General features: G+C 70.2%; 20 protein-coding genes. 9 read left to right on the top strand and 11 right to left on the bottom strand.

Going from position 1 to position 21,692, the window contains the following annotated elements; all coding sequences use genetic code 11:
• A complete protein-coding gene (locus tag ACZ5L9_RS03090; RefSeq protein WP_464533694.1) occupies positions 1-987 on the top strand; it encodes a glycine betaine ABC transporter substrate-binding protein in 987 nt (328 codons plus the stop codon).
• Positions 988-1,115: 128 nt separating this feature from the next.
• On the opposite strand, the gene ACZ5L9_RS03085 is transcribed toward ACZ5L9_RS03090, so the two are convergent.
• Entirely contained in the window at positions 1,116-1,730 is a 615-nt protein-coding gene (locus ACZ5L9_RS03085; RefSeq protein ID WP_464533690.1) for an alpha-ketoglutarate-dependent dioxygenase AlkB, read from the bottom strand.
• A 148-nt stretch (positions 1,731-1,878) separates the two neighbouring features.
• On the opposite strand from ACZ5L9_RS03085, the gene ACZ5L9_RS03080 reads away from it, so the two are divergent.
• Positions 1,879-2,538 (top strand): GntR family transcriptional regulator, encoded by a 660-nt coding sequence (locus ACZ5L9_RS03080; RefSeq protein ID WP_464533686.1) that lies wholly within the window; start codon positions 1,879-1,881, stop codon positions 2,536-2,538.
• Here the strand turns inward: ACZ5L9_RS03080 and ACZ5L9_RS03075 are convergent, their stop codons facing one another.
• The 3 genes from ACZ5L9_RS03075 to serA form a co-directional block, all read right to left on the bottom strand.
• Entirely contained in the window at positions 2,539-2,883 is a 345-nt protein-coding gene (locus ACZ5L9_RS03075) for a hypothetical protein (protein WP_464533683.1), read from the bottom strand. It lies immediately after the preceding gene.
• 22 nt (positions 2,884-2,905) lie between these two features.
• Positions 2,906-4,069, bottom strand: a complete 1,164-nt coding sequence (locus ACZ5L9_RS03070) for an MFS transporter (protein WP_464533680.1) — start codon at positions 4,067-4,069, stop codon at positions 2,906-2,908.
• A gap of 125 nt (positions 4,070-4,194) precedes the next feature.
• Positions 4,195-5,394 (bottom strand): phosphoglycerate dehydrogenase, encoded by a 1,200-nt coding sequence (serA, locus tag ACZ5L9_RS03065; RefSeq protein WP_464533677.1) that lies wholly within the window; start codon positions 5,392-5,394, stop codon positions 4,195-4,197.
• A gap of 633 nt (positions 5,395-6,027) precedes the next feature.
• On the opposite strand from serA, the gene ACZ5L9_RS03060 reads away from it, so the two are divergent.
• Complete coding sequence (locus ACZ5L9_RS03060) at positions 6,028-6,750, top strand: hypothetical protein (protein ID WP_464533673.1); 723 nt, start codon at positions 6,028-6,030, stop codon at positions 6,748-6,750.
• Between the two features lie 27 nt (positions 6,751-6,777).
• On the opposite strand, the gene ACZ5L9_RS03055 is transcribed toward ACZ5L9_RS03060, so the two are convergent.
• From ACZ5L9_RS03055 to lexA, 5 genes are all read right to left on the bottom strand, one after another.
• The gene (locus tag ACZ5L9_RS03055) at positions 6,778-7,956 is read right to left on the bottom strand and encodes an RtcB family protein (protein WP_464533669.1); all 1,179 of its coding nucleotides are present in this window, start codon (positions 7,954-7,956) and stop codon (positions 6,778-6,780) included.
• 109 nt (positions 7,957-8,065) lie between these two features.
• Positions 8,066-10,021 carry an ATP-dependent DNA helicase gene (locus tag ACZ5L9_RS03050; RefSeq protein WP_464533667.1) on the bottom strand — a complete coding sequence of 652 codons (1,956 nt, stop codon included), beginning with the start codon at positions 10,019-10,021 and terminating at the stop codon, positions 8,066-8,068.
• Positions 10,021-11,547, bottom strand: coding sequence for an MXAN_6640 family putative metalloprotease (locus ACZ5L9_RS03045; RefSeq protein ID WP_464533665.1), 1,527 nt, complete (start codon positions 11,545-11,547; stop codon positions 10,021-10,023). The genes ACZ5L9_RS03050 and ACZ5L9_RS03045 overlap by 1 nt, the downstream gene beginning before the upstream one ends.
• Positions 11,544-12,329, bottom strand: a complete 786-nt coding sequence (locus tag ACZ5L9_RS03040; RefSeq protein WP_464533662.1) for a phosphatase PAP2 family protein — start codon at positions 12,327-12,329, stop codon at positions 11,544-11,546. Before ACZ5L9_RS03040 ends, ACZ5L9_RS03045 begins: the two co-directional genes overlap by 4 nt.
• A gap of 71 nt (positions 12,330-12,400) precedes the next feature.
• On the bottom strand, positions 12,401-13,123 hold the full coding sequence (gene lexA, locus ACZ5L9_RS03035) for a transcriptional repressor LexA (protein WP_464533660.1): 723 nt from the start codon (positions 13,121-13,123) through the stop codon (positions 12,401-12,403).
• Positions 13,124-13,369: 246 nt separating this feature from the next.
• Here lexA and ACZ5L9_RS03030 point away from each other — a divergent pair, with 246 nt between their 5' ends.
• On the top strand, positions 13,370-13,759 hold the full coding sequence (locus ACZ5L9_RS03030; RefSeq protein ID WP_464533658.1) for a LysM peptidoglycan-binding domain-containing protein: 390 nt from the start codon (positions 13,370-13,372) through the stop codon (positions 13,757-13,759).
• On the opposite strand, the gene ACZ5L9_RS03025 is transcribed toward ACZ5L9_RS03030, so the two are convergent.
• On the bottom strand, positions 13,701-14,042 hold the full coding sequence (locus ACZ5L9_RS03025) for a hypothetical protein (protein ID WP_464533656.1): 342 nt from the start codon (positions 14,040-14,042) through the stop codon (positions 13,701-13,703). The genes ACZ5L9_RS03030 and ACZ5L9_RS03025 overlap by 59 nt on opposite strands.
• 293 nt (positions 14,043-14,335) lie before the next feature.
• Here ACZ5L9_RS03025 and nrdR point away from each other — a divergent pair, with 293 nt between their 5' ends.
• Together nrdR and ACZ5L9_RS03015 are read left to right on the top strand one after the other, a co-directional pair.
• Positions 14,336-14,800: a transcriptional regulator NrdR gene (gene nrdR / locus ACZ5L9_RS03020; RefSeq protein ID WP_464533655.1), complete on the top strand. Its 465-nt coding sequence runs from the start codon at positions 14,336-14,338 to the stop codon at positions 14,798-14,800.
• Positions 14,801-14,913: 113 nt separating this feature from the next.
• Positions 14,914-17,796, top strand: a complete 2,883-nt coding sequence (locus ACZ5L9_RS03015; RefSeq protein ID WP_464533652.1) for a vitamin B12-dependent ribonucleotide reductase — start codon at positions 14,914-14,916, stop codon at positions 17,794-17,796.
• 290 nt (positions 17,797-18,086) lie between these two features.
• Here ACZ5L9_RS03015 and ACZ5L9_RS03010 read toward each other — a convergent pair whose 3' ends face one another.
• A complete protein-coding gene (locus ACZ5L9_RS03010; protein ID WP_464533648.1) occupies positions 18,087-18,662 on the bottom strand; it encodes a hypothetical protein in 576 nt (191 codons plus the stop codon).
• A 159-nt stretch (positions 18,663-18,821) separates the two neighbouring features.
• On the opposite strand from ACZ5L9_RS03010, the gene ACZ5L9_RS03005 reads away from it, so the two are divergent.
• The 3 genes from ACZ5L9_RS03005 to ACZ5L9_RS02995 are packed head-to-tail and all read left to right on the top strand — an operon-like array spanning position 18,822 to position 21,641.
• Positions 18,822-20,015 (top strand): ROK family protein, encoded by a 1,194-nt coding sequence (locus tag ACZ5L9_RS03005; protein ID WP_464533645.1) that lies wholly within the window; start codon positions 18,822-18,824, stop codon positions 20,013-20,015.
• Entirely contained in the window at positions 20,008-20,865 is an 858-nt protein-coding gene (locus ACZ5L9_RS03000; RefSeq protein WP_464533643.1) for an ABC transporter permease, read from the top strand. Before ACZ5L9_RS03005 ends, ACZ5L9_RS03000 begins: the two co-directional genes overlap by 8 nt.
• Positions 20,862-21,641, top strand: coding sequence for an ABC transporter ATP-binding protein (locus ACZ5L9_RS02995; protein WP_464533640.1), 780 nt, complete (start codon positions 20,862-20,864; stop codon positions 21,639-21,641). Before ACZ5L9_RS03000 ends, ACZ5L9_RS02995 begins: the two co-directional genes overlap by 4 nt.
• Positions 21,642-21,692 lie beyond the last annotated feature (51 nt).

Here is a 21,692-nt window from a genome sequence, read left to right as displayed (position 1 = left end):
ATGCTGAAGCGAATCGCCGCGGTTGCCGCGGCTCTCGGCCTCGGTGTCGCCCTCTCCGGCTGCGGGATCGGCCTCGGGACCGCCGGCGGCTACACCCCCAGTGGCACGCTCGCCGGTCCGGTCGCGGACGTGAAGGGTCTCGACGGGGCGAGCTTCTCGGTGGGGTCGAAGAACTTCACCGAGCAGATCCTGCTCGGGAAGATGACCGTCATCCTGCTCAAGTCCGCCGGCGCGAACGTCAAGGACCTGACCAACATCCCCGGCAGCGCGGCCGCCCGCCAGGCACAGCTGGCCGGCCAGGTCGAGCTGACCTGGGAGTACACCGGCACGGCCTGGCTGACCTACCTCGGCAACACCGAGCCGATCCCCGACGCCGAGAAGCAGTACGTCGCGACCCGCGATGCCGACCTGAAGCAGAACGACCTGGTCTGGCTGCCGCCGGCGCCGATGAACGACACCTACACGCTGGCCGTCAACCAGGCGACGGCGGAGAAGTACCACATCACCAAGCTGTCGCAGATGAGCACGATCCCGCCGGCCGAGCGGACCTACTGCGTCGAGTCGGAGTTCACCAACCGCCCCGACGGGCTCAAGGGGATGCTGGACACGTACGGCCTGCCGCTCGGCGCCCCCCACGGCGTTCCGCGCAGCAACCTGGTCACGCTGCAGACCGGCGCCATCTACGACGCGATCGCCAAGGGCGCCTGCACCTTCGGCGAGGTCTTCACCACCGACGGCCGGATCCAGGCGCTGCACCTGACGCCGCTCGAGGACGACAAGAACTTCTTCCCGAAGTACAACGCCTCGCTGGTGGTCCGCAAGGACGTGCTCGACGCGCACCCCGACCTGCAGGAGCTCTTCGCGCCGGTCGCCAAGCTGCTGACCAACGACGTCATCGCGAAGCTCAACGCCGAGGTCGACGTCGAGGGCCGTGAGCCGGCCGACGTGGCGTGGGACTGGCTCAAGCAGCAGGGTCTGGTGACCTAGGCCGCTTCGCGATCTCGGTGGTCGAGGGGCGAGGGCGGCGTTCCTCGGTGGTCGAGTAGCGAGGGCGGCGTTCCTCGGTGGTCGAGTAGCGAGCGCAGCGAGCGTATCGAGACCCCGTATCGAGACCCTCAGAACACGTTGAGCGGGCGGAACTGGACCGACATCCGCGGCCCCGCGTGCGCGACCTTGGGGACCGCGTGCTCCCAGGTGCGCTGGCAGCTGCCGCCCATCACGACCAGGTCGCCGTGGCCCATCTCGACAGAGATCGAGGAGCCTCCGCCGAGCGGACGCAGGGCGAGCCTGCGCGGGTCGCCGAGGCTGACGATGGCGACCATGGTGTCCTCGGAGCGGCCGCGGCCGATCTTGTCGCCGTGCCAGGCCACGGAGTCGTTGCCGTCGCGGTAGTAGCAGCACCCGGCGGTGCGGAAGCGCTCGCCGAGCTCGGGCAGGTAGTGCTCGCTGAGCGACTCCCGCGCCAGGGCGAGCATCGGGTGGGGGAGCTCGTCGCCGGCCAGGTAGGTGTGCACGAGCCGCGGTACGTCGACCATCCGCTCGTACATCTGCCGGCGCTCCGCGCGCCAGGGCACGTCGCGGCGCAGGGTGTCGAAGACGTCGTCGGCCGACGGCAGCCACCCTCGGCCCACGTCGATCCAGGCACCGTGGCTCAGTGGGGTGCGCTCGAGTCCGTCGCAGTGCGGCGTCTCGGCCTCCGGGGCGGCGAAGAGCGTGCTCTGGAAGTCCATGTCACCAGCGTAACCCCGATCATCGAACAGGCGTTCGAACTTTGCCATTCCGGGGACGCCGCGTGTCGCGCGGTCCTACCGTTGGCACGTTATGGAAGGGGTCAGCGTGGGGGCGCAGTCACTCAAGCACGTCAAGGTGCGTGAGTATGTGAGGACGCTCGTGGCCGGGAGCATCCCCGGATCGGCCGCCCCTTCCGAGCGTGAGCTGGTCAACCTGTTCGGCGTGGCCAGGATGACCGTACGCCAGGCGATGGACGCGCTGGTCGTCGAGGGTCTGCTGGAGCGGATCCCGGGCCGGGGCACCTTCGTCGCCCGCCCCCGCCGCCAGGCCACCCCGGTGCTGAGCTTCAGCGAGGACATGCGCCGGCGCGGCATGCTGCCGGAGTCGGTGACGCTGCTGGCCCGGATCGAGCAGGCCGGCCCCGGCGTCGCCCGGGCGCTCGGCGTCACCCAGGGCGACGCGGTCATCCACTGGAAGCGACTGCGTCGCGCCGACGGGATGCCGATGTGCATCGAGGACGCCTACCTCAACGAGGTGCTCCTGCCGGGCTTCCTGCAGGTCGGGATGCCGATCTCGCTGTACGACGAGCTCGGCGACCGCGGCATGCGGCCGACCTGGGCCGAGGACAACGTCAACGCCGACGTCGCCACCGAGGACGAGGCGGCCCACCTCGAGGTCACCGCCGGTGCGCCGGTGCTGCGTCAGCAGCGCCGCGCGTTCGCCGAGGAGAAGGTCGTCGAGGTGTCCCGCTCGACGTTCCGCGCCGACCGCTTCACCCTCAAGCTGCAGCTCGGTCTGGGCGAGTAGTCAGAGGTTGCCGAGCGGGGCCACCACGGTGCCGCTCTCCTCGCAGACCCAGACCGGGTCCGGGCCGCCGAGGTCGGGGGAGATGAAGAGCGAGTGCTCCGGGGCCTCGGCGCCGCAGTGCTCGCACAGCGGCCAGCGGCCGACGTCGGCGAAGAGCGCGTCCTGGACGTCCTGCGCGACGAGCCCGGCGACGTACTGGACCCCTGCCGGCCACTGATCGGCCCACCAGCCGCGCTCGGAGATCGCGTCCTCGAGGACCGATACGGCGATCGGGGTGGCGAGGTTGCGGGCGGTCAGGTCGGCCAGCACGCGAGCGCGGGCGTCGAGCAGGTGAGCGGCATCCATCGGGTTCATCCTCCCAAACCGTTCAACTCGCGCGTCGCGCCACGACGCCGAGGGCGACCAGCGCGATGGCCAGCCCGGCGAGGCCGCCGTAGAGGAACCCGTGGGCCCAGCCGCCGGCGTCCATCACGGTGCCGACCAGCGGCGCGCCGACGGCGCTGCCCAGGGTGAGCGCCGACCCGTGCCAGCCCATCGACTCGTTGCGCACCCTGCGCGGCACCAGCCGGGAGAGGTCGTCGACGGTCGCGGTGATCGTGGGGGCGCAGAACAGGCCGCTGATGAAGAGCAGCACGGTGAACCACGCCATGTTCGGTGCGAACGCGACCAACGCCGTGGTGCCGCCCAGCAGCGCGAGCAGCACGCCGGCGGGCGGGTGGCGGTGCAGGACGCCGTACGAGAGACCGCCCACCGCCGATCCGGCTCCCCACAGCGCCAGCTCCCAGCCCAGCGACCCGGTGTGGCCCAGGTCCCGCATCGCGGCGACCGAGCCGAGCTCCTCGCTGGTGAGGATCACGGTGGCGGCGGCGGTCGCAACCAGGATGAGGAGCACCTGCGGGGTCACCCAGCTGCTGGCCGAGGGATGATGGTGCTCTCCGGTGCCGGGCGCGTCGCCGTCGACCGACGGGTTGGCCAGCCAGAGCAGCACGCCGGCGGCGACCGAGGCGGCCTGGCACAGCAGCAGCGCCCACGTCGTCGGCAGGTAGGTCGCCGCGACCACGCCGAGGATCGGGCCGATCATGTAGGAGGCCTCGGTGACGACGGAGTCGATGGCCAGCACCGAGGTGCGCTGCTGGTCGGTGACGCTGGAGATGAGCACGGCGCGCACGATCGCGAAGGTCGGTACCGCGAAGAGGCCGGCGATGGCGACCAGCACCAGCATCGGCCAGTAGCCCACCCACGGCGCCACCCCCCACGCCAGCGCGGTGACGACCAGCGAGGGCGCCACGGCCCGGCGCAGGCCGACGCGGTCGACCAGCCGTCCGCGCCACGGGTTGCTGACCGCCAGCGCGAGTGCGGAGGCCATCGAGACGACGCCGGCCTCGGCGTAGGAGCGGTGCAGGTGGTTGACCACGTGCAGGGTGATCGCGATGTTGCAGGCCCAGATCGGCACCCGGATGACGAAGCCCAGGACGAGGATGCGGCGCACGGTCTGGTTGCGCATCAGCGCCGCGTAGTTCCCCAGGCTCACGAGCCACGATCATCCCGGCGACCGGGCGGTAACGACGAATCGTCGTTCGGCCGCGAACGACCACGGCCGGAGGATCCGCGATGGGATCCTCCGGCCGTGGGTGTGACGCTGTGTTCCGAGACGCCTCAGGCGTCGTACGAGCGCAGCCAGATCGTGTGCGGCGAGGCCTGCAGCTTGGCGAGCGCGGTCTCCGAGATCGGCTCCGTGGTGTCGGTGATGACGTAGCCCTGCTCGCCCTTGGTCGCGAGGTACTGGCCGGTGACGTTGGCGCCCTCGGCGGCGAGCACGTTGTTGACCTCGGCGAGGACGCCGGGGACGTTGACGTGGAGGTACGCGAGGCGGTGGCCGTCGGTCAGCGCCGGCGGCTGGGCGGCCGGGAGGTCGACGCTGAGCGCCGTCGAGCCCTGCCGCTGGAAGTCGCGGAGCTTGGTGGAGACGAAGTAGCCGATCTCCTCCTGCGCCTCCTGCGTCGAGCCGCCGACGTGCGGGGTCAGGATGACGTTGTCGAGGCCCCGCAGCGGCGACTCGAACTCGTCGCCCTGCGCCTTCGGCTCCACCGGGAAGACGTCGAGCGCGGCGCCGGCGATGTGGCCGGACAGGATGTGCTCGCGCAGGGACGTCGTGTCGACCACCATGCCGCGGGCGGCGTTGATGAAGATCGAGCGCGGCTTCATCAGCTTGAACTGCTCGTCGCCGAAGATGCCCGCGTTGCCCGGGCGGCCGTCGACGTGGAGCGAGACCACGTCGGCCTCGGCCAGCAGCGACTCGAGCGACGGCATCCGGCGGGCGTTGCCGTGCCGCAGGCGGTCGGCGATGTCGAAGAAGATGACGTTGAGGCCGAGCGCCTCGGCCAGGTTGGAGAGCTGGGTGCCGATGTTGCCGTACCCGACGATGCCGAGCGTGCGGCCACGGACCTCGTGGCTGCCCTTGGCCGACTTGTCCCAGACGCCGGCGTGCATCTTCTGGGTCTTGTCCGGCAGGCGGCGCGCGAGGCTGATGATCTCGGCGATCACCAGCTCGACGACCGAGCGGGTGTTGGAGTAGGGCGCGTTGAACACCGCGACACCCTTGGCGGCGGCGGCAGCCAGGTCGACCTGGTTGGTGCCGATGCAGAAGCAGCCGATCGCCAGCAGGTCCGGAGCGTTGTCCAGGACCTTCTGGGTGATGTGGGTGTTGGAGCGGATGCCGAGCATCGTCACTCCGGGCAGCGCCGCGATGAGCTCGTCCTCGGACATGCTCGCCTGGCGGAGCTCGACCTCGTAGCCGGCTCGCTCGAGGTTCTCGACAGCGACCTGATGGATGTTCTCCAGGAGCAGCACCTTCACAGGGCGAATTCTACGGGGTTGGGGCGGGTGCGACGGAGTCGGTGCCGAGGGCTGGGACGGGTCCCCTACCGGGAGGCAGGCTCCGGTGGTCGAGGTGCGAGCGAAGCGAGCCTCGAAACCCGGAGCCCGGTTGCTGAGTTGGGGTGGCGTGGCCCGCCGGTCGGCACGCGCCTGGGGGCAGGCGTCGCCCCGCGCAGCGGACTTCGTCCGGCGCGTTGCTTACGCAGCGCCCCGGCGGCGGCACCGCCCGTCGGTCCACGCCACTCGGTGGTTGAGGTGCGAGCGCAGCGAGCCTCGAGACCCCGGGCCTTCGCCGACTGGGCGCATCTTGTTGAGGTGGGGGCGGCACGTGCGCTGCCCGGTGGCGGTTGTCGTCGCGGTCTGGGCGAACTTCCCGCATGTGTGGCGAAATCGCGACTCTCGTGTGGCCTGAGCCGGTCAATCTGCCGCACGTGTGGCGAGTTGGCAGTGAGACTCTGGGCCGGACCTGGCCCGTGTCGACTGCTGGGATGTGCGGTGCCTTGGCGTGCACAGCTGCGACTTCCACTGCCGGGCGGCGGTTGTCCGGCCAACTTCTCGCATGTGTGGCGATATTGCCGCGCGACCCAGCGGCGCCGCCGCGATAGTGAGGGTGTGGAGCTGACCGAGGAGACGTTCAGGGCGCTGGCGCGCAGTGGGCCGTGGCGGTGGTCGACGGTGCACCTGCGCCACCGCGAGCCTCCGCGGAGCATGACGGAGGCGTGGATCCGCCGGCCGGACTGGATGCTGGCGCGACGGGAGGGTTACGCCGACTCGGTCGTGCGGGGCGGCGACCGGGAGATGGTGCGGATGACCTTCGGCGCCGACGGGTCGTCCGAGCCTGGGACGGCCACGATGCCGTGGGGCGGGTCGCTGGCGCCGACGTACCGCCCCGACGGGCTCGTGGCGGAGCGCCCCAGCGATCCCGGGATCGACTTCGACGACCCGATGTGGGAGAGCTACCGCTGGATCGCGATGCTCGATCCGGTCGAGCTCTCCCACCACGTCGAGCTCGGCGACCTGCGGGCGGGGGAGCGGGGCGGGCGCCCGACCTGGTTCGCCCGCGCCGTGCCGGTCGAGGGCTACGACCCGCGCTGTTCCTGCTGCCCTCTGCTGTGGTCGCGGATCTCCGACGAGCTCGAATACGGCGGCAGCAGTCGCAGGCCCTTCTCCACCGACTACCCCGACGCGTACGACATCGCCCTCGACGTGCAGACCGGGATCGTCGTCGAGGTCCGCGCGGTCGGCGGGCGCCAGAGCCTCGACTTCGAGGTCGACCTCCTCGAGGTCGACGCCGACCTGACGGACGTCATCGCCACCGCCGAGCAGCGGCGATGACGCCCGTCCATGGGCGCCGCGGCCGGATCAGTCGCCCTTGACGTTGACGACCTGGCGCAGCGTGTGCCGGATCTCGACGAGGTCGACGGCGTCGGCCATCACCCGGTCGATGTCCTTGTACGCCGCCGGGATCTCGTCGACGAACGCATCGGTGTCGCGGTACTCGATCCCGGCCATGGCGCTGCGGAGGTCGTCCTGGGTGAACTGCCGACGGGCCGCCGACCGGGAGAAGCTCCGACCTGCCCCGTGCGGCGCCGAGTTGAGCGCCACCGCGTTGCCGAGCCCGGACACGACGTACGACGCCGTGCCCATGCTGCCCGGAATCAGGCCGGGCCGGCCGAGCTCGGCGTTGATCGCACCCTTGCGGGAGAGCCAGACCGTCCTGCCGAAGTGCCGCTCCTGCTCGGTGTAGTTGTGGTGGCAGTTGATCTCCTCGATCCGCTGCACGCCCTCGGCGCCGACGCCGAGCCACTCACCGAACTGCCGCACCACCCGGTCCATCATCTCCTCGCGGTTGAGCAGCGCGTAGTGCTGCGCCCACCGCATCTGGGAGATGTACGCGTCGAACTCGGCGGTGTCCTCGGCCAGGTAGGCGAGGTCTCGATGCGGCAGGGCGATGTGCCACTTCCGGCAGAGGTCGGCCGAGATCGCGATGTGGTGCTGCGCGATCTTGTTGCCGACGCCCCGCGAGCCGGAGTGCAGGAAGAGCCAGACCTGATCGAGCTCGTCGACGGTGATCTCGATGAAGTGGTTCCCGGAGCCGAGCGTGCCGAGCTGCAGCTCCCACCGCTTCGCGTAGGACGAGGGCTCGAAGCCGGCCCGCTCGGCCAGCTCGTGCAGCTCGGCCAGGCGCCGCTCGGTGTGCTCGCGACTGACCCGGCTGTTGGCGGCACCCGCCGAGAGCGGGATGGCGCGCTCGATGGCCTCGCGTACGGGCTTGCGGTCAGCAGGCAGCTGGTCGGCACTGAACTGCGTGCGGACCGCGATCATGCCGCAGCCGATGTCGACCCCGACCGCGGCCGGGATGATCGCGCCGACGGTCGGGATGACCGAGCCGACGGTCGCGCCCAGGCCCAGGTGGGCGTCGGGCATCAGGGCCACGTGCGGGTGGATGAACGGCATGCTCGCCGTGGTGACCGCCTGCTCGCGGGTGTTCTTCTCCAGGATCGAAGCCCAGTTGATGAGCTTCGGGGTGATCTTCTCCATCGTGGGTTCCTGCGTCGCGGCCTCTCTCGTGTGCGGCGTGCCGGGCGGCACGCACGAGGGGCGACGCTACGAGCCGCGAAATCGGTTGTACGACGGATTTACGGTGTGCCTACGTCGCCGACTCCGCCAGCCGGCGCAGCGCCTGGCGCGCGATCGCCGGGTCGGTGGTGGGCCACATCGGCGGCAGGCTGGCCTTGAGGAAGCCGCCGTAGCGGGCGGTGGCGAGCCGGGGATCCAGCACCGCCACCACCCCGCGATCCGACGTCGTACGGATGAGGCGACCCGCGCCCTGCGCGAGCAGGAGCGCCGCGTGGGTGGCGGCGACCTGCATGAAGCCGTTGCCGCCGGCCTTGTCGGCGGCCTGCTGGCGCGCGCTCATCAGCGGGTCGTCGGGGCGCGGGAACGGGATCCGGTCGATCATCACCAGCTGGCAGGTGTCGCCCGGGACGTCGAGGCCCTGCCACAGCGACAGCGTGCCGAACAGCACCGTGTGCGGATCGGAGACGAACTGCGCGGCGAGCTCCGGCAGCTGCGCGTCACCCTGTGCCAGCGTGGTCAGGTGCGGCAGGCGCTTGCGGACCGCCTCGGCCGCCGCGTCGGCGGCACGTCGCGAGGAGAAGAGCCCGAGCGCGCGGCCCTCGGCGGCATCGATCAGCTCGACGATCTCGTCCAGCACCGCCGGTGCCATCCCGTCGCGGCCGGGCTGGGGGAGGTGCCGGGCGACGTACAGGATGCCCTGCCGGCCGTAGTCGAACGGCGAGCCGACGTCGAGGCCGCGCCAGGGCAGCTCCTCGTCGTCCTTCTTCAGCCCGAGCGAGCCGGCGACGACGCCGAAGTCGCCACCGAGCTTGAGCGTCGCGGAGGCGAAGACGACGGTCTTGTCGGTGAGCAGCCGCTCGCGCATCTGCGCCCACACCTGCAGCGGCGCGATGCACAGCCGCGGCGGGATCCGGTCGGTGCCCTCGGCCAGCCAGAGCACGTCGGACTCCTTGTGCTCGGCCATCCGCTCGGCGATCTCGAAGACCTCCTGCACGCTGCCCTTGGCCTGGGTGAGGCCGGGGTCGGCCTGGTCCTCCGAGCTCTGCTTCGGATACGCCGACAGGCAGGCGCGCGCGGCGTCTCGGACCAGGATCAGCGCGTCGGCCAGATCCAGCGGGAGCGACTCGAGCCGCCCGGCCGCGGTGTCCTGGATCGCGGCCTTGAGGGCGTCGCCGGCGTCGGCCAGGTCGTCGGCCTCGGTGCCGTCCACGTGCCGGTTGGAGCGGCGCGCGGCCCGGTCGACGTCGGTGAAGGTGAGCTCGCCGGTGGCGGCCTGGGTGACGCGCGCGACCAGCTCGTGGGCCTCGTCGATCACCACCGCGTCGTAGTCCGGGATCATCGGGATGCCCTCGATCGCGTCGATCGCGAGCAGGGAGTGGTTGGTGACGATGAGGTGCGACTTCTGCGCCTTCTCCTTGGCGCGCTCGGCGAAGCACTCCTCCCCGAACGGGCACTTGGCCGCGGTCAGGCAGTCGCGCGAGGAGACCGAGACCTGGCGCCACTCCCGATCGGTGTGCCGGGGCGCGTTGTCGCGCTCGCCCGTGCCACCGTCGTTGGCCTCCTCGTCGGCCCACTTCCGCAGCTCGAGGACCTTCTTCGCCATGTCGCCCATCGCGATGTCCATGGTGAGCGTGCCCTGGTCGTCCGGGACGCCCTCCCGGATCCGGTGGAGGCAGGCGTAGTTGGCGCGGCCCTTGAGGACGGCGTACGAGGTGTCGAGCCGGCGACCCTTGAGCGCCTTGGTCAGCCGCGGCAGGTCACGCTCGACCAGCTGGTGCTGCAGCGCCAGGGTCGCGGTGGCGACCACGACGCGCTTGTCGTGCAGGAGCGCCGGGACGAGGTACGCCAGCGACTTGCCGGTGCCGGTGCCGGCCTGGACGAGGAGGTGCTCCTCGGTGCTCAGCGCGGTGGCGACGGCCTCGGCCATCTGCACCTGACCGGTGCGGGTGCTGCCACCGAGCGCCTCGACGGCGGTCGCGAGCAGCTCGGCGACCGGGGTCGTCGAGTCCGTGGTGGCGGTTGGCATCAGGCGTGGACCTGCGCGCTGAAGTGCTCGGCGATGCGCATGTCCTTCGGCTGGCCCTGGCAGGCGTAGAGCCCGCCGACCCAGCAGAGCATCCGGGTGCTGGCATTGGTCATGGTCAGCTCGACCCGCTTGACCAGGCGCCCGCTGAACGGCACCGCGGCGAATCCGTTGCCGTGCCGGTCAAGATGGACCAGGCGCGTCTTGGTGGCGCCGTTGCGCTGGTAGATCGTCACCACGGCGGCGCTGCCGCGGGCGGTGTCGTCCATGTCGAGGGTCAGGCGCAGCTTGGCCCGCTTGCCGTTCAGCGCGCGGCCCCGCGGGGTGAAGCGCTCGGTAGAGGCGGCCATGTGGTTGATGCGTACGGTGCCGCTGGCGCGCTTGCCGCTGCGCAGGAAGTAGCTCTTGGCCGGTGCCGCGACGGGGTAGTGGTTGGCGCGACCCTCCGAGTAGGTGTGCGCCGGGTTGCGGTTGGCGGCGGCGAAGCGGGCGAACGCCGTACGCAGCGGCATCTTGGCCGCCTGGAGTGCGCTGCTGACGGCCTGGAGCGAGTAGCGGTCGTGCGCGCCCGACGCGGCGCGCTGCCACATCGACAGGATGATGCCGGGCAGCTGGCCGACCAGCTGGGGGTGATGCTCGCTGACCCAGCGGAAGAAGATCCAGCCGCCGTACACCCCGAAGGTGGTGTTCTTGTCGAGCGAGGTCGACGGCCTCCCCAGCGGCCCGTATGGCAGGTACTGGATGTTGTCGTTGATGTTGTCGAAGACCTGGTCCTCCATCCACACCGCGGTGGACTCCATGAACCACGGGTCCTCGGTCGCGTCGTAGGCGAACTGCACCGCGTGGAAGAACTCGTGCGCGGCGGTCACCTGGAGGTTGGACAGCGGCGTCCCGTGCGGGAACTCGGCGTAGTCGTTGTCGAGGACGCAGTACGCCGGCGTGTGGTGAGCGGACGGCGCGCTGGCGAGCGGCTCGGGCGCGCAGTAGCCGTAGTAGCCCTGATCACCGATGTTGGCCAGGTAGATGTCCACGTCGTCGACGGGCACCGGCGCACCGTTGATCTGGGTGGTGCCACCGCCGGTGGTGTGGTCGGCCTCGGGCATCCGGTAGCCGGAGCTCTGGTAGATCGAGTAGATGTGATCGAGGTTGCTGAGCACGACCTGTGGGGTGATCGGGCCGCCCGCCTTGGGGGCGTCGACGCCCGCGCTCGCGTAGTGCACGCAGATCGGGTGGGTGGTGGAGCAGACGATCCGCTCACCGGCGAGCTTGGGGCGGGCGACCTGGGCCTCGGCCCGCTTGCGGGCGGCGCCGCGCAGCGAGCTCTTGGTCAGCGCGATCCGGCGCAGGTACATCGACGCATCGCCCGGCGCATCGCCGTCGGAGTCGCCGAGCGCGCTCGCCGCCGGTAGCCGTACCGCCGATCCGCGCTCCGCCTGAGCGGGGGTCGCAACGGACACGGACAGCAGCGACGCCACCACGACCACGAGGGTGGTCAGGGCGGCGGCGGAGGAGGGGAGGGCGCGCGTCACTCCGGCAGTTTAGGTGTCAGCTCCCAAACCGCCACGACGCCGGCGATGGTCACCATCCAGCCGACCAGGACGTCGAGCACCCAGTGGTTGCCCGTACCGATCACGGTAGCCGCCGTGATGAAGGCGCCGGCCCACCCGAGGATCTTGACGATCCGCCACCGGGCGTGTCGTTGCAGCACCATCGCGCACCACAGCGACCAGCCCGCGTGCAGAGACGGGAAGGCCGCCAGCTCGTTGGTGAGGTGGCCCAGACCCTTGGGCGCGGAGGCGTCGGAGCCCCACCAACCCTGGTCGGAGTGGAGGGCGAGCACGTCGGCGTAGCCGTCGAGGAAGCGCGGCGGCGCGGTCGGCAGCATGAGGTAGAGGGTCAGCGCCAGGACGGTCGTGACGAGCAGCGCACGACGGGCGGGGATGTAGGCGTCGCGCCCCTTGAAGTAGAGCCAGACCAGCACCGAGAGCGTGATGATGTAGTGCGCGGTGGCGTACCAGAACGAGGCGAGCAGGCCGATCGTGTCGTGGCGCACGAAGAAGTCGTTGATCGGGTGTTCCCAGTTGAGCCGTACGGCCCGCTCGATCCGGAGCAGCTCCTTCGCGCGGTGGATCGCCGGCTCGCGGGCGTCGCTGGCGAGCCGGCGCGAGAGGGTGTAGCCGACGTAGAGCGCCGAGATGAGCAGGAGCTCGCGCAGGCCGGCGCCGACGGTGGAGAGGCGCTGGCGGATGGTGCGACGCCCCGTCGGCGGGGCGAGGATCGCCTCATCGCCGGCGATGACGTTCTCCTGCACGCGGGTGCCTCCTGAGAAAAACGGTGGGATCGGGCGTGCCCGATCCCACCGATATTATGCCGAGGTCGCCTTCACAGGCTGCGTAGCACGGCGGTGACCTTGCCCAGGATCGTGGCATTGGTCCCGTCGATCGGCTCGAGCGCGGAGTTGTGGGGGAGCAGCCAGAGCTTGCCGTCCTTGCGGCGGAACTCCTTGACGGTCGCCTCGCCGTCGAGCATCGCGGCCACGAAGTCGCCGTTGTTCGCGGTCTGCGCCTGCTGGATGACGATGTAGTCGCCGTCGCAGATCGCCGCCTCGATCATCGAGTCGCCCTTGACCTTGAGCAGGAACAGCTGGCCGTCGCCGACGAGCTCGCGCGGCAGGGGGAAGACCGCCTCGGTCTGCTCCTCGGCCAGGATCGGTGCGCCCGCGGCGATGGTGCCGACCAGCGGGACGTAGTGCGCCTCGGGGCGGCTGTCGCCGATGCCGGTCTCGTCGTAGTCGACCTCCTCGGCGCCGCTGATCGCCTTGCGGGCCTTGAGCACCTCGGGCAGGAAGACCTCGAGAGCGCGCGGGCGATGGGGGTCGCGCTTGATGAACCCCTTCTGCTCGAGGACCTTGAGCTGATGGGCGACCGAGCTGGTCGAGGTCAGGCCCACCGCGGTGCCGATCTCGCGCATGCTCGGCGGATAGCCGCGCTGCTCGATGCAGTCGCGCAGGTGACCGAGGATGCGCTGCTGGCGGTAGGTGAGGCCGGTCGCATCCGGCGGGCCGTCGGGCAGCTCAGCCAGGTTGCTCTGCTCCTTGGAGGTCATGCGTCTCACGGTAGTGCCGCGCCCGGGTGGATTCAAACAGATGTTCGATCCGGCGTGTCGCGAGACGGCACAAGAAATCTCGTTCGAACACTTGAACGAGTTCGAACCTTTGTTCTACTCTCGCTCATGTGTTCGATCGAACGTCTGATCGAAAGCCGCTGATGGTCGCTCCACCGAAAACTGTCAGTGGTCGCGGTTAGACATCGTCTCGGACACACCAAGTCCCGCCTTCCCCAGGAGACTGACATGAGCTCGATGACCCTCGACCAGCTGTTCGAGACGCCGCGTACGACCGACGTCCGAGCGGTCCGCCCGGCGACTGCGGCCCGCGCGCCGCGTCAGGGCTCGACGCTGCGGCTCACCCGACGCGGTCGCGTGGTCGTCTTCGTCGTCGGCCTGATCGCGCTGCTCGGCGTCGGCCTGCTCATCTCCAACGGCGCCGGCGCCGCCTCGCAGGCCGGTGCCCCGGAGTCGACCCACTCCGTGGTCGTCGCCCCCGGCGACACGCTGTGGGACCTCGCGTCGGCGGCCTCCGACGACGGCGACGTCCGCGCGATGATCGATCACATCGAGAAGATCAATGGCCTCGCTGGTGCGAGCCTGTCGGCTGGTCAGACTCTGCGTATCCCGAACTGACGGGAGCGCTCGCCAGCGCCCGGAGTGCCCGGGCGCCCAGCAGCAGCGCGACGAAGAGGCACGCCGCGGCTCCGATCGCGGCCAGCAGCAGGAAGAGCCACGACGCGCCGTCGCCGTCGCGTGCATCGCCACCGAAGTCGATCGCGGCATAGACCAGATAGCCCCACGCGATCAGCGCCACCGTGACGCCGAGCGCCAGCGCGAAGACGTCCCTGCGGAACCGTCGCGGCGGCCGAGCCGCCCTCCGGCTGCCCTTGCGCTTGCCACTGTTCTGCTGCCCCACGCGCCACATTCTCTCCTGAGATGGGGCGCTTTGGCGCCCCTTGAGCGCGACACGCCGAGGTCTCGCGGCGCGCCGCGCCGGAGCACTTGCATGCCTTGCGGCCGGGGCATAGAGTCACCACTACATCTAGTAGTTACACGGATGTAGTTATCCACATCTAGTTCACATTTGTGCGTGCTCGTTGCACAGATCGCGACGCGTTCTCCACAGTCGGGGCGGCTTCCTCCACAGGGGGATCCACACCGGCGAGCCCCATGAACGATGCAGAGACCACCCGAGGAAGGAGGACCGTCATGCACTGCCCCTACTGCCGGCACAACGACACGAAGGTCCTCGACTCCCGGGTGGCCGAGGACGGCGGCTCGATCCGCCGGCGTCGTCAGTGCCAGGGCTGCGAGAAGCGGTTCACCACCGTCGAGCTGATGCAGCTGACCGTGCTCAAGCGCTCCGGTGCGACCGAGCCGTTCAACCGCGACAAGGCGGTCGCCGGCGTCCGCAAGGCCTGCAAGGGCCGCCCGGTCACCGAGGACCAGCTGGCCTGCCTGGGCCAGGAGGTCGAGAACACGCTCCGTACGAGCGGCTACGCCGAGGTGCCCGCGCACGAGGTCGGCATGGCCATCCTCGCGCCGCTGAGCACGCTCGACCAGGTCGCGTACCTGCGGTTCGCCTCCGTCTACCGACAGTTCGAGTCGGCGGACGACTTCGAGGACGAGATCGCCAAGCTGCGCGCCGAGCGCAGCCTCAGCCCTGCCGGCTGACACTCAGGGATAACACCACAGACAGCCCGGGCAGGCCGTGGGGAAGCGTGCCTGTCCGGGCCACCAGCAACAGCAAGAGACCGATGAAATTCACGCGACAAGGGGACAAGGCAATGACCGAGACGGTGAGCGGTTCGGGCCAGCAGGCGCGCACCGGGGGCGGGCTCCAGCTCGAGCGGGTGTTCAGCACCGAGGGCGTCCACCCGTACGACCAGATCACCTGGGAGCGGCGCGACGTCGTCCAGACCAACTGGAAGACCGGCGAGACCGTCTTCGAGCAGCGTGGCGTCGAGTACCCCGACTTCTGGTCGGTCAACGCCTCCACGATCGTGACCACCAAGTACTTCCGTGGTGCCGTCGGCACCCCGCAGCGCGAGACCGGTCTCAAGCAGCTCATCGACCGCGTCGTGCTCACCTACGTCGCGGCCGGCAAGGAGCACGGCTACTTCGCCAGCGACAAGGACGCCCAGATCTTCGAGGAGGAGCTGACCTGGCTGCTGGCCAACCAGTACTTCTCCTTCAACTCCCCGGTCTGGTTCAACGTCGGCACCACCTCCCCGCAGCAGGTGTCCGCGTGCTTCATCCTCTCGGTCGATGACTCGATGGACTCCATCCTCAACTGGTACAAGGAGGAGGGCTTCATCTTCAAGGGCGGCTCCGGTGCCGGCCTCAACCTCTCCCGCATCCGCTCCTCCAAGGAGCTGCTGAAGTCCGGCGGCACCGCCTCGGGCCCGGTCTCCTTCATGCGCGGCGCCGACGCCTCGGCCGGCACCATCAAGTCGGGCGGCGCCACGCGTCGCGCGGCCAAGATGGTCGTCCTCGACGTCGACCACCCGGACATCGAGGAGTTCGTCGAGACGAAGTGGCGCGAGGAGGACAAGATCCGCGCCCTGCGTGACGCCGGCTTCGACATGGACCTGGGCGGCAAGGACATCACCTCGGTCCAGTACCAGAACGCCAACAACTCGGTCCGCGTCACCGACGAGTTCATGAAGGCCGTCGAGGAGGGCAAGGAGTTCGGTCTGCGCGCCCGGTCCACGGGCGAGGTCATCGAGACCGTCGACGCCCGCAGCCTGTTCCGCAAGATCTCCGAGGCCGCCTGGGCCTGCGCGGACCCGGGCCTGCAGTACGACGACACCATCAACGCCTGGCACACCAACCCCGAGACCGGCCGCATCACCGCGTCCAACCCCTGCTCGGAGTACATGTCGCTGGACAACTCGTCCTGCAACCTGGCCTCGCTCAACCTGCTCAAGTTCCTCAAGGACGACGACACCTTCGACGCCCCACTCTTCGCGAAGGCCGTCGAGTTCATCATCACCGCGATGGACATCTCGATCTGCTTCGCGGACTTCCCGACCGCGCCGATCGGCGAGACCACCCGCGACTACCGCCAGCTCGGCATCGGCTACGCCAACCTCGGTGCCCTGCTGATGGCGATGGGCCTCGGCTACGACTCCGAGGGTGGCCGCTCGATGGCCGCGACCATCACCTCGCTGATGACCGGCACCTCCTACCGCCGCTCGGCCGAGCTGGCCGCGATCGTCGGCCCGTACGCCGGCTACGCCCGCAACGCCGAGGCGCACCAGCGCGTCATGCGCAAGCACCAGGCCGCCAACGACGACGTCCGTCCGCTGCACGTCGCCGACGCCCAGGTCCACAAGCTGGCCACCGAGGAGTGGGCCAAGGTCGTCGAGCTCGGCAAGAGCAACGGGTTCCGCAACGCCCAGGCCTCGGTGCTCGCGCCGACCGGCACCATCGGCTTCATGATGGACTGCGACACCACCGGCATCGAGCCGGACTTCTCGCTGGTCAAGTTCAAGAAGCTCGTCGGCGGCGGCTCGATGCAGATCGTCAACCAGACGATCCCGCGGGCCCTGACCAAGCTCGGCTACGACGCGGAGAAGGTCGAGGCGATCGTCGCCTACATCGGTGAGAACGGGCACGTGATCGACGCCCCGGGCCTCAAGCCGGAGCACTACGAGGTCTTCGACACCGCCATGGGTGCGCGAGCCCTCAAGCCGATGGGCCACGTCCTGATGATGGCTGCCTGCCAGCCGTTCCTGTCGGGCGCGATCTCGAAGACGGTCAACCTGCCGGAGTCGGCGACCGTCGAGGAGATCGAGGACGTCTACATGCAGTCCTGGAAGCTCGGCCTCAAGGCGACCGCGATCTACCGCGACAACTGCAAGGTCGGCCAGCCGCTGGCCGACGGCGGCGGCAAGGCCAAGAAAGACGCCGCCGACAAGGCCGCGGCCGAGGCTCAGGTCGTCGAGAAGGTCGTCGAGAAGGTCGTCTACGCCCCGACCCGCAAGCGCCTGCCGAAGTCGCGCATCTCCCGTACGACCTCCTTCACCGTGGGTGGTGCCGAGGGCTACATGACGTCGGGTGCGCACGAGGACGGCACCCTCGGCGAGGTCTTCCTCAAGCTCGGCAAGCAGGGCTCGACCCTGGCCGGCGTGATGGACGCCTTCTCGATCGCCACCTCGATCGGCCTGCAGTACGGCGTGCCGCTGGAGACCTTCGTCTCGAAGTTCACCAACCTGCGCTTCGAGCCCGCCGGCCTGACCGACGACGCCGACGTGCGGATGGCGCAGTCGATCATGGACTACATCTTCCGCCGCCTCGCCCTGGACTACCTGTCCTTCGAGGACCGCGCCGCCCTGGGCATCTACTCGGCCGAGGAGCGCCAGCGCTACCTCGAGACCGGCTCCTACGACCTGGTCGAGGAGACCGGCGGCGCCGCCGAGCTGATCTCCGCCCCCGAGGTCGAGGAGGTCGAGGCCGAGGTCATCTCGGAGACGGTCGAGGCCACTCCGGTCGCCGAGGCCCCGGCGAAGGAGACCAAGGCCGCTCACACCACCGCCGAGCTGCTCGAGCAGATCTCCGGCATGGCCGTCGACAGCCCGCTCTGCTTCACCTGCGGCACCAAGATGCGCCCCGCCGGCTCCTGCTACGTCTGCGAGGGCTGCGGCTCCACCAGCGGCTGCAGCTGATCCCGACTGGTCGGGTGGCGCTCGCGTAGAGCGTCGCCCGCTGGTCGAGTAGCGAGCGTATCGAGACCAACACGAGGGCCCCGTCCGGAGAGATCCGGCGGGGCCCTCGTGCGCTGGGCGTGAACTCTCGGGCTCTATCCTCCCGGTGTGGCTGGGTCTGGCGCCCCCGTACCGCTTGTCGATCCTGGGCGAGTACACGAGCGCACCGGTGACGTGCGGGAGCACCATGACGGTGCCGACGGCTCAACCGGCGGTCTCGGATCCCGAGCTTCTCCGCCACGTCGACTGATTCAGTCGAGGTCTTCGTCGTCCTCCGCCTCGCGGATCGCGTCGGTCTCCTCGTCGAAGGCGTCCATGGGCAGGCCGAGGGCGCGGCGGACGCGGTAGCGGCCGGCGAGCAGGAGGAGATCGCCGTCCTCGAGCTCGCCGGGGTCGATCTCGCGCAGCGGCATGGTGAACCAGCGGTGCGCCTGCTTGAGCCAGCCGGCCTGCTCCAGTGCCTCGCCGACCTCGACGCAGGCGTCGGGCATGAGCTGCTCGTCGCGGTAGAGCTGGAGGAGGTCGGCGAGCAGTGCCTCGGCCTCCGGCTCCTCGAGGTTCAGGGCCACCTCGAACAGCCCGATCTTGGGGTGCATCGTGGTCCACCCGCCGTCGGAGAGCGCGGCGGCGAAGGCCGTACGGGCCTGCTCGAGCTGCCCGTCCTGCGCCAGGAACTCGCCCTGCATCGTCAGCAGCTCCGCGCGCCCCGAGACCCCGACCGCCATCGTCGCAGCGTGGTTGCCGAACGCGTCGATCCTCTCCTGCCCGCTCAGGTCGAACTCCCACGCATCGAGGGTGGCGTCATCGGGCATCTCACCGGCGGTCATGGCACGACGCTAGGGCATCAGACCGGCTCACCCGCACGAGATCGCAGCGGAGGCGACGAACGGGCGGTCGACGAATCGTCGACTTTGTGTACTAGAACACATGACAATAATTCTGTCGGAGGGTTGACGGAAAAAAGACCACTTTTTAGGGTCACTTACATGTCAAGGTCCACCGTCCAGGCGCTCGTGCGCCGGACGCACGAGCAGCGCGTGCTCGCCGTGATGCGGGAGCGTGGCGCGATGAGCCGGGCGCAGCTCGGGGAGAGGGTCGGCCTCTCCCGCACCACGCTCTCGGAGATCACCGCCGATCTCATCGCCCGCGGGGCGGTGGTGGTCTCGCGGACCGATCTCGCGCAGCGTCACGGCAGCGGTCGCCCGGCCGAGCTTCTGGCCCTCGATCCGGGAGCCGGGCAGTTCGTCGGCGTGGACCTCGGGCACAGCCGCGCGCGGGTGGTCATCGCCGATGCCGCCCACGAGGTCGTGGCTGCGAGCGTCCAGCCGTACGACGCATCGATGCCGTGGCCACGGCGTCAGGAGCTCGCTCTCGACCTCCTTGAGCGTGCCGCCACCGAGAACGGGCTGCACCTGGGCGCCCTGCAGGGCGTCGCCGTCGGCGTCGCCGGCCCGGACGCCAGCATCCGCAGACAGGTGCACGGCACGATCGCCGAGCGCTTCGGCTGCCCGGTCCTGGTCGACAACAACACCCGCTTCGCCGCCCTCGCCGAGGCGATGGCCGAGGGCGAGGGGGAGCTGGGCGATCTCGTCTACGTCCGGCTCTCCGAGGGTGTCGGCGGCGGCCTGGTGGTCGGTGGGCGACTCGTCCCCGGCGGCCGCGGCGCGGCCGGCGAGTTCGGCCATGTGCGCGTGGTCGACGGGGGCGAGAGCTGCCGGTGCGGCAAGCGCGGCTGCCTGGAGACGGTCGCCTCGGTCGGAGCAGTGCTCGCGGAGGCACGCCGTCGCGGTGCCGAGGTCGAGGACGTCGAGGCGCTCGGGAGCGCGCTCGCCGCCGGCCAGCCCGCCGCACGCGCCGCGGTGGACCGGGCGGCCGACCTGCTCGGCCGGGTGCTGGCGGACGCCGCGCTCATGCTCAGCCCCGCCCGCGTCGTCATCGGCGGTCAGCTCCCCGCGCTGGCGCCGTACGTCGTCGAGCGGGTCGCGGCGATCATCGCCGGCGAGCTGGAGGCCGTCGGCAGCGGCCTGCCCACGGTCCGCGCCGCGTACCTCGACGACGAGGACGGCGCCCGCGGCGCCATCGCCGCCCTCTACCACCAATCCCCGCTGCTGGCGGAGTACGACCTCGCGTCCCCGGCCGTAGGGGCCGACGACGCCGAACCTTGGAGAGCACGTGCCTGACCGGTCCGACACGGTCCTCGCACCGGCCGCCACCGCGGCCGACGCGAGCGCCAACGCCACCCGACGCTCCGCCCGCCCGAGCGGGGGACGGCGCCATCGGCCGCTCTCGCGCGCCGGCAGCCTGGGACTCAACGTGCTCTCGGCGGTGGCCGGCGTCCTCATCTGGTGGGGGCTGGCGGCGGTCGGCTTCAACCTGCCCACGCCCGCCGCAGTGGCCGACCAGGCCGGTCACCTCCTCGCCGACGGCACCCTCGAGCAGGACGCGCTGGCCAGCCTGCGCCGCGTGCTGATCGGCTTCTGCCTCGGCTGCGTGGTCGCGGTGCCCGTCGGTTTCCTGATGGGCTGGTACCCCGTCGCCCGCGCCCTGATCGAGCCCTGGGTCCAGTTCTTCCGCACCATCCCGCCGCTGGCGCTGATCCCTCTCGCGGTGGTGCTCTTCGGCATCGACGAGACGCCGAAGATCATCGTCATCTTCCTGGCGGCGTTCCTGGCCTGCGTGATCGCGGCGTTCCAGGGTGTCGTCAGCGTCGACCGCACGCTCATCAACGCGGCCCGGGTCCTCGGCGCCGGGGACCTCACCATCTTCCGGCGCGTGGTCATCCCGGCCTCGATGCCCTACATCCTCGTCGGCATGCGGATCGGCCTCGGCTCCTCCTGGGCCACGGTGGTCGCCGCCGAGCTGATCGCTGCACAGGAGGGCCTCGGCCACCGGATGCAGAGTGCCGAGCTCTACTACGACCTGCCGACGATCTTCGTCGGCATCATCACCATCGGCATCCTCGGCCTCCTGATGGACCGGGTCCTGCTCGTGGCCGAGCGCCGTCTGACCGTCTGGCAGGAGCGCCGATGACCACCACCACCCAGCCCAAGATCGCCGTACGCGGTGTCGGGAAGCGCTTCGACGACTTCACCGCACTCGGCGCGATCGACCTGGACCTGGCCGCCAACGAGTTCGTCACGATCGTCGGGCCCTCCGGCTGCGGCAAGAGCACGCTGCTCAACATCCTGGCGGGTCTCGAGGAGCCGACCAGCGGCGAGGCCCTGGTCGACGGCGTGCCGGTCGACGGTCCGAGCCCGGAGCGCGGCGTCATCTTCCAGCAGTACGCCCTGTTCCCCTGGCTCACCGTGCGGGAGAACGTCGAGTTCGGGCTCCGCACCGCGCGCGTGCCCAAGGCCGAGCGACGTACGCGTGTCGATCACTACCTCGAGCTGGTCGGGCTCTCCGGCTTCGCCGACAAGCTGCCCAAGACGCTCTCCGGCGGCATGAAGCAGCGCTGCGCGATCGCGCGCGCCTATGCCGCCGACCCGGCGATCCTGCTGATGGACGAGCCGTTCGGCGCGGTCGACGCGCTGACCCGGGTCCGGCTGCAGGAGCAGCTGCTGGCGACGTGGAGCCAGGAGCGGCGCACCGTCGTGTTCATCACCCACGATGTCGACGAGGCCGTCTTCCTCGCCAACCGGGTGGTGGTGATGGCCGCGAACCCGGGCCGGATCCATGAGGTCGTCGAGGTCGACCTGCCCTATCCCCGGACCGAGCAGGTCCGGCTCAGTCCCGCGTTCACCGCGCTCCGCAATCGGGTGTGGAGCGCCGTCTATCACCAGGGGGCGCCACCGGCGTCCCGCTGAACCCGTCATCCCTCCCGCTCCCGGCACCGCCGGGAGCGCGGCCGAAGCCTG

This window comes from Nocardioides sp. JCM 18998, from assembly GCF_055391535.1.
Note: the sequence above shows the minus strand (reverse complement) of the source record. Positions and strands in the feature narration are given on the sequence as shown.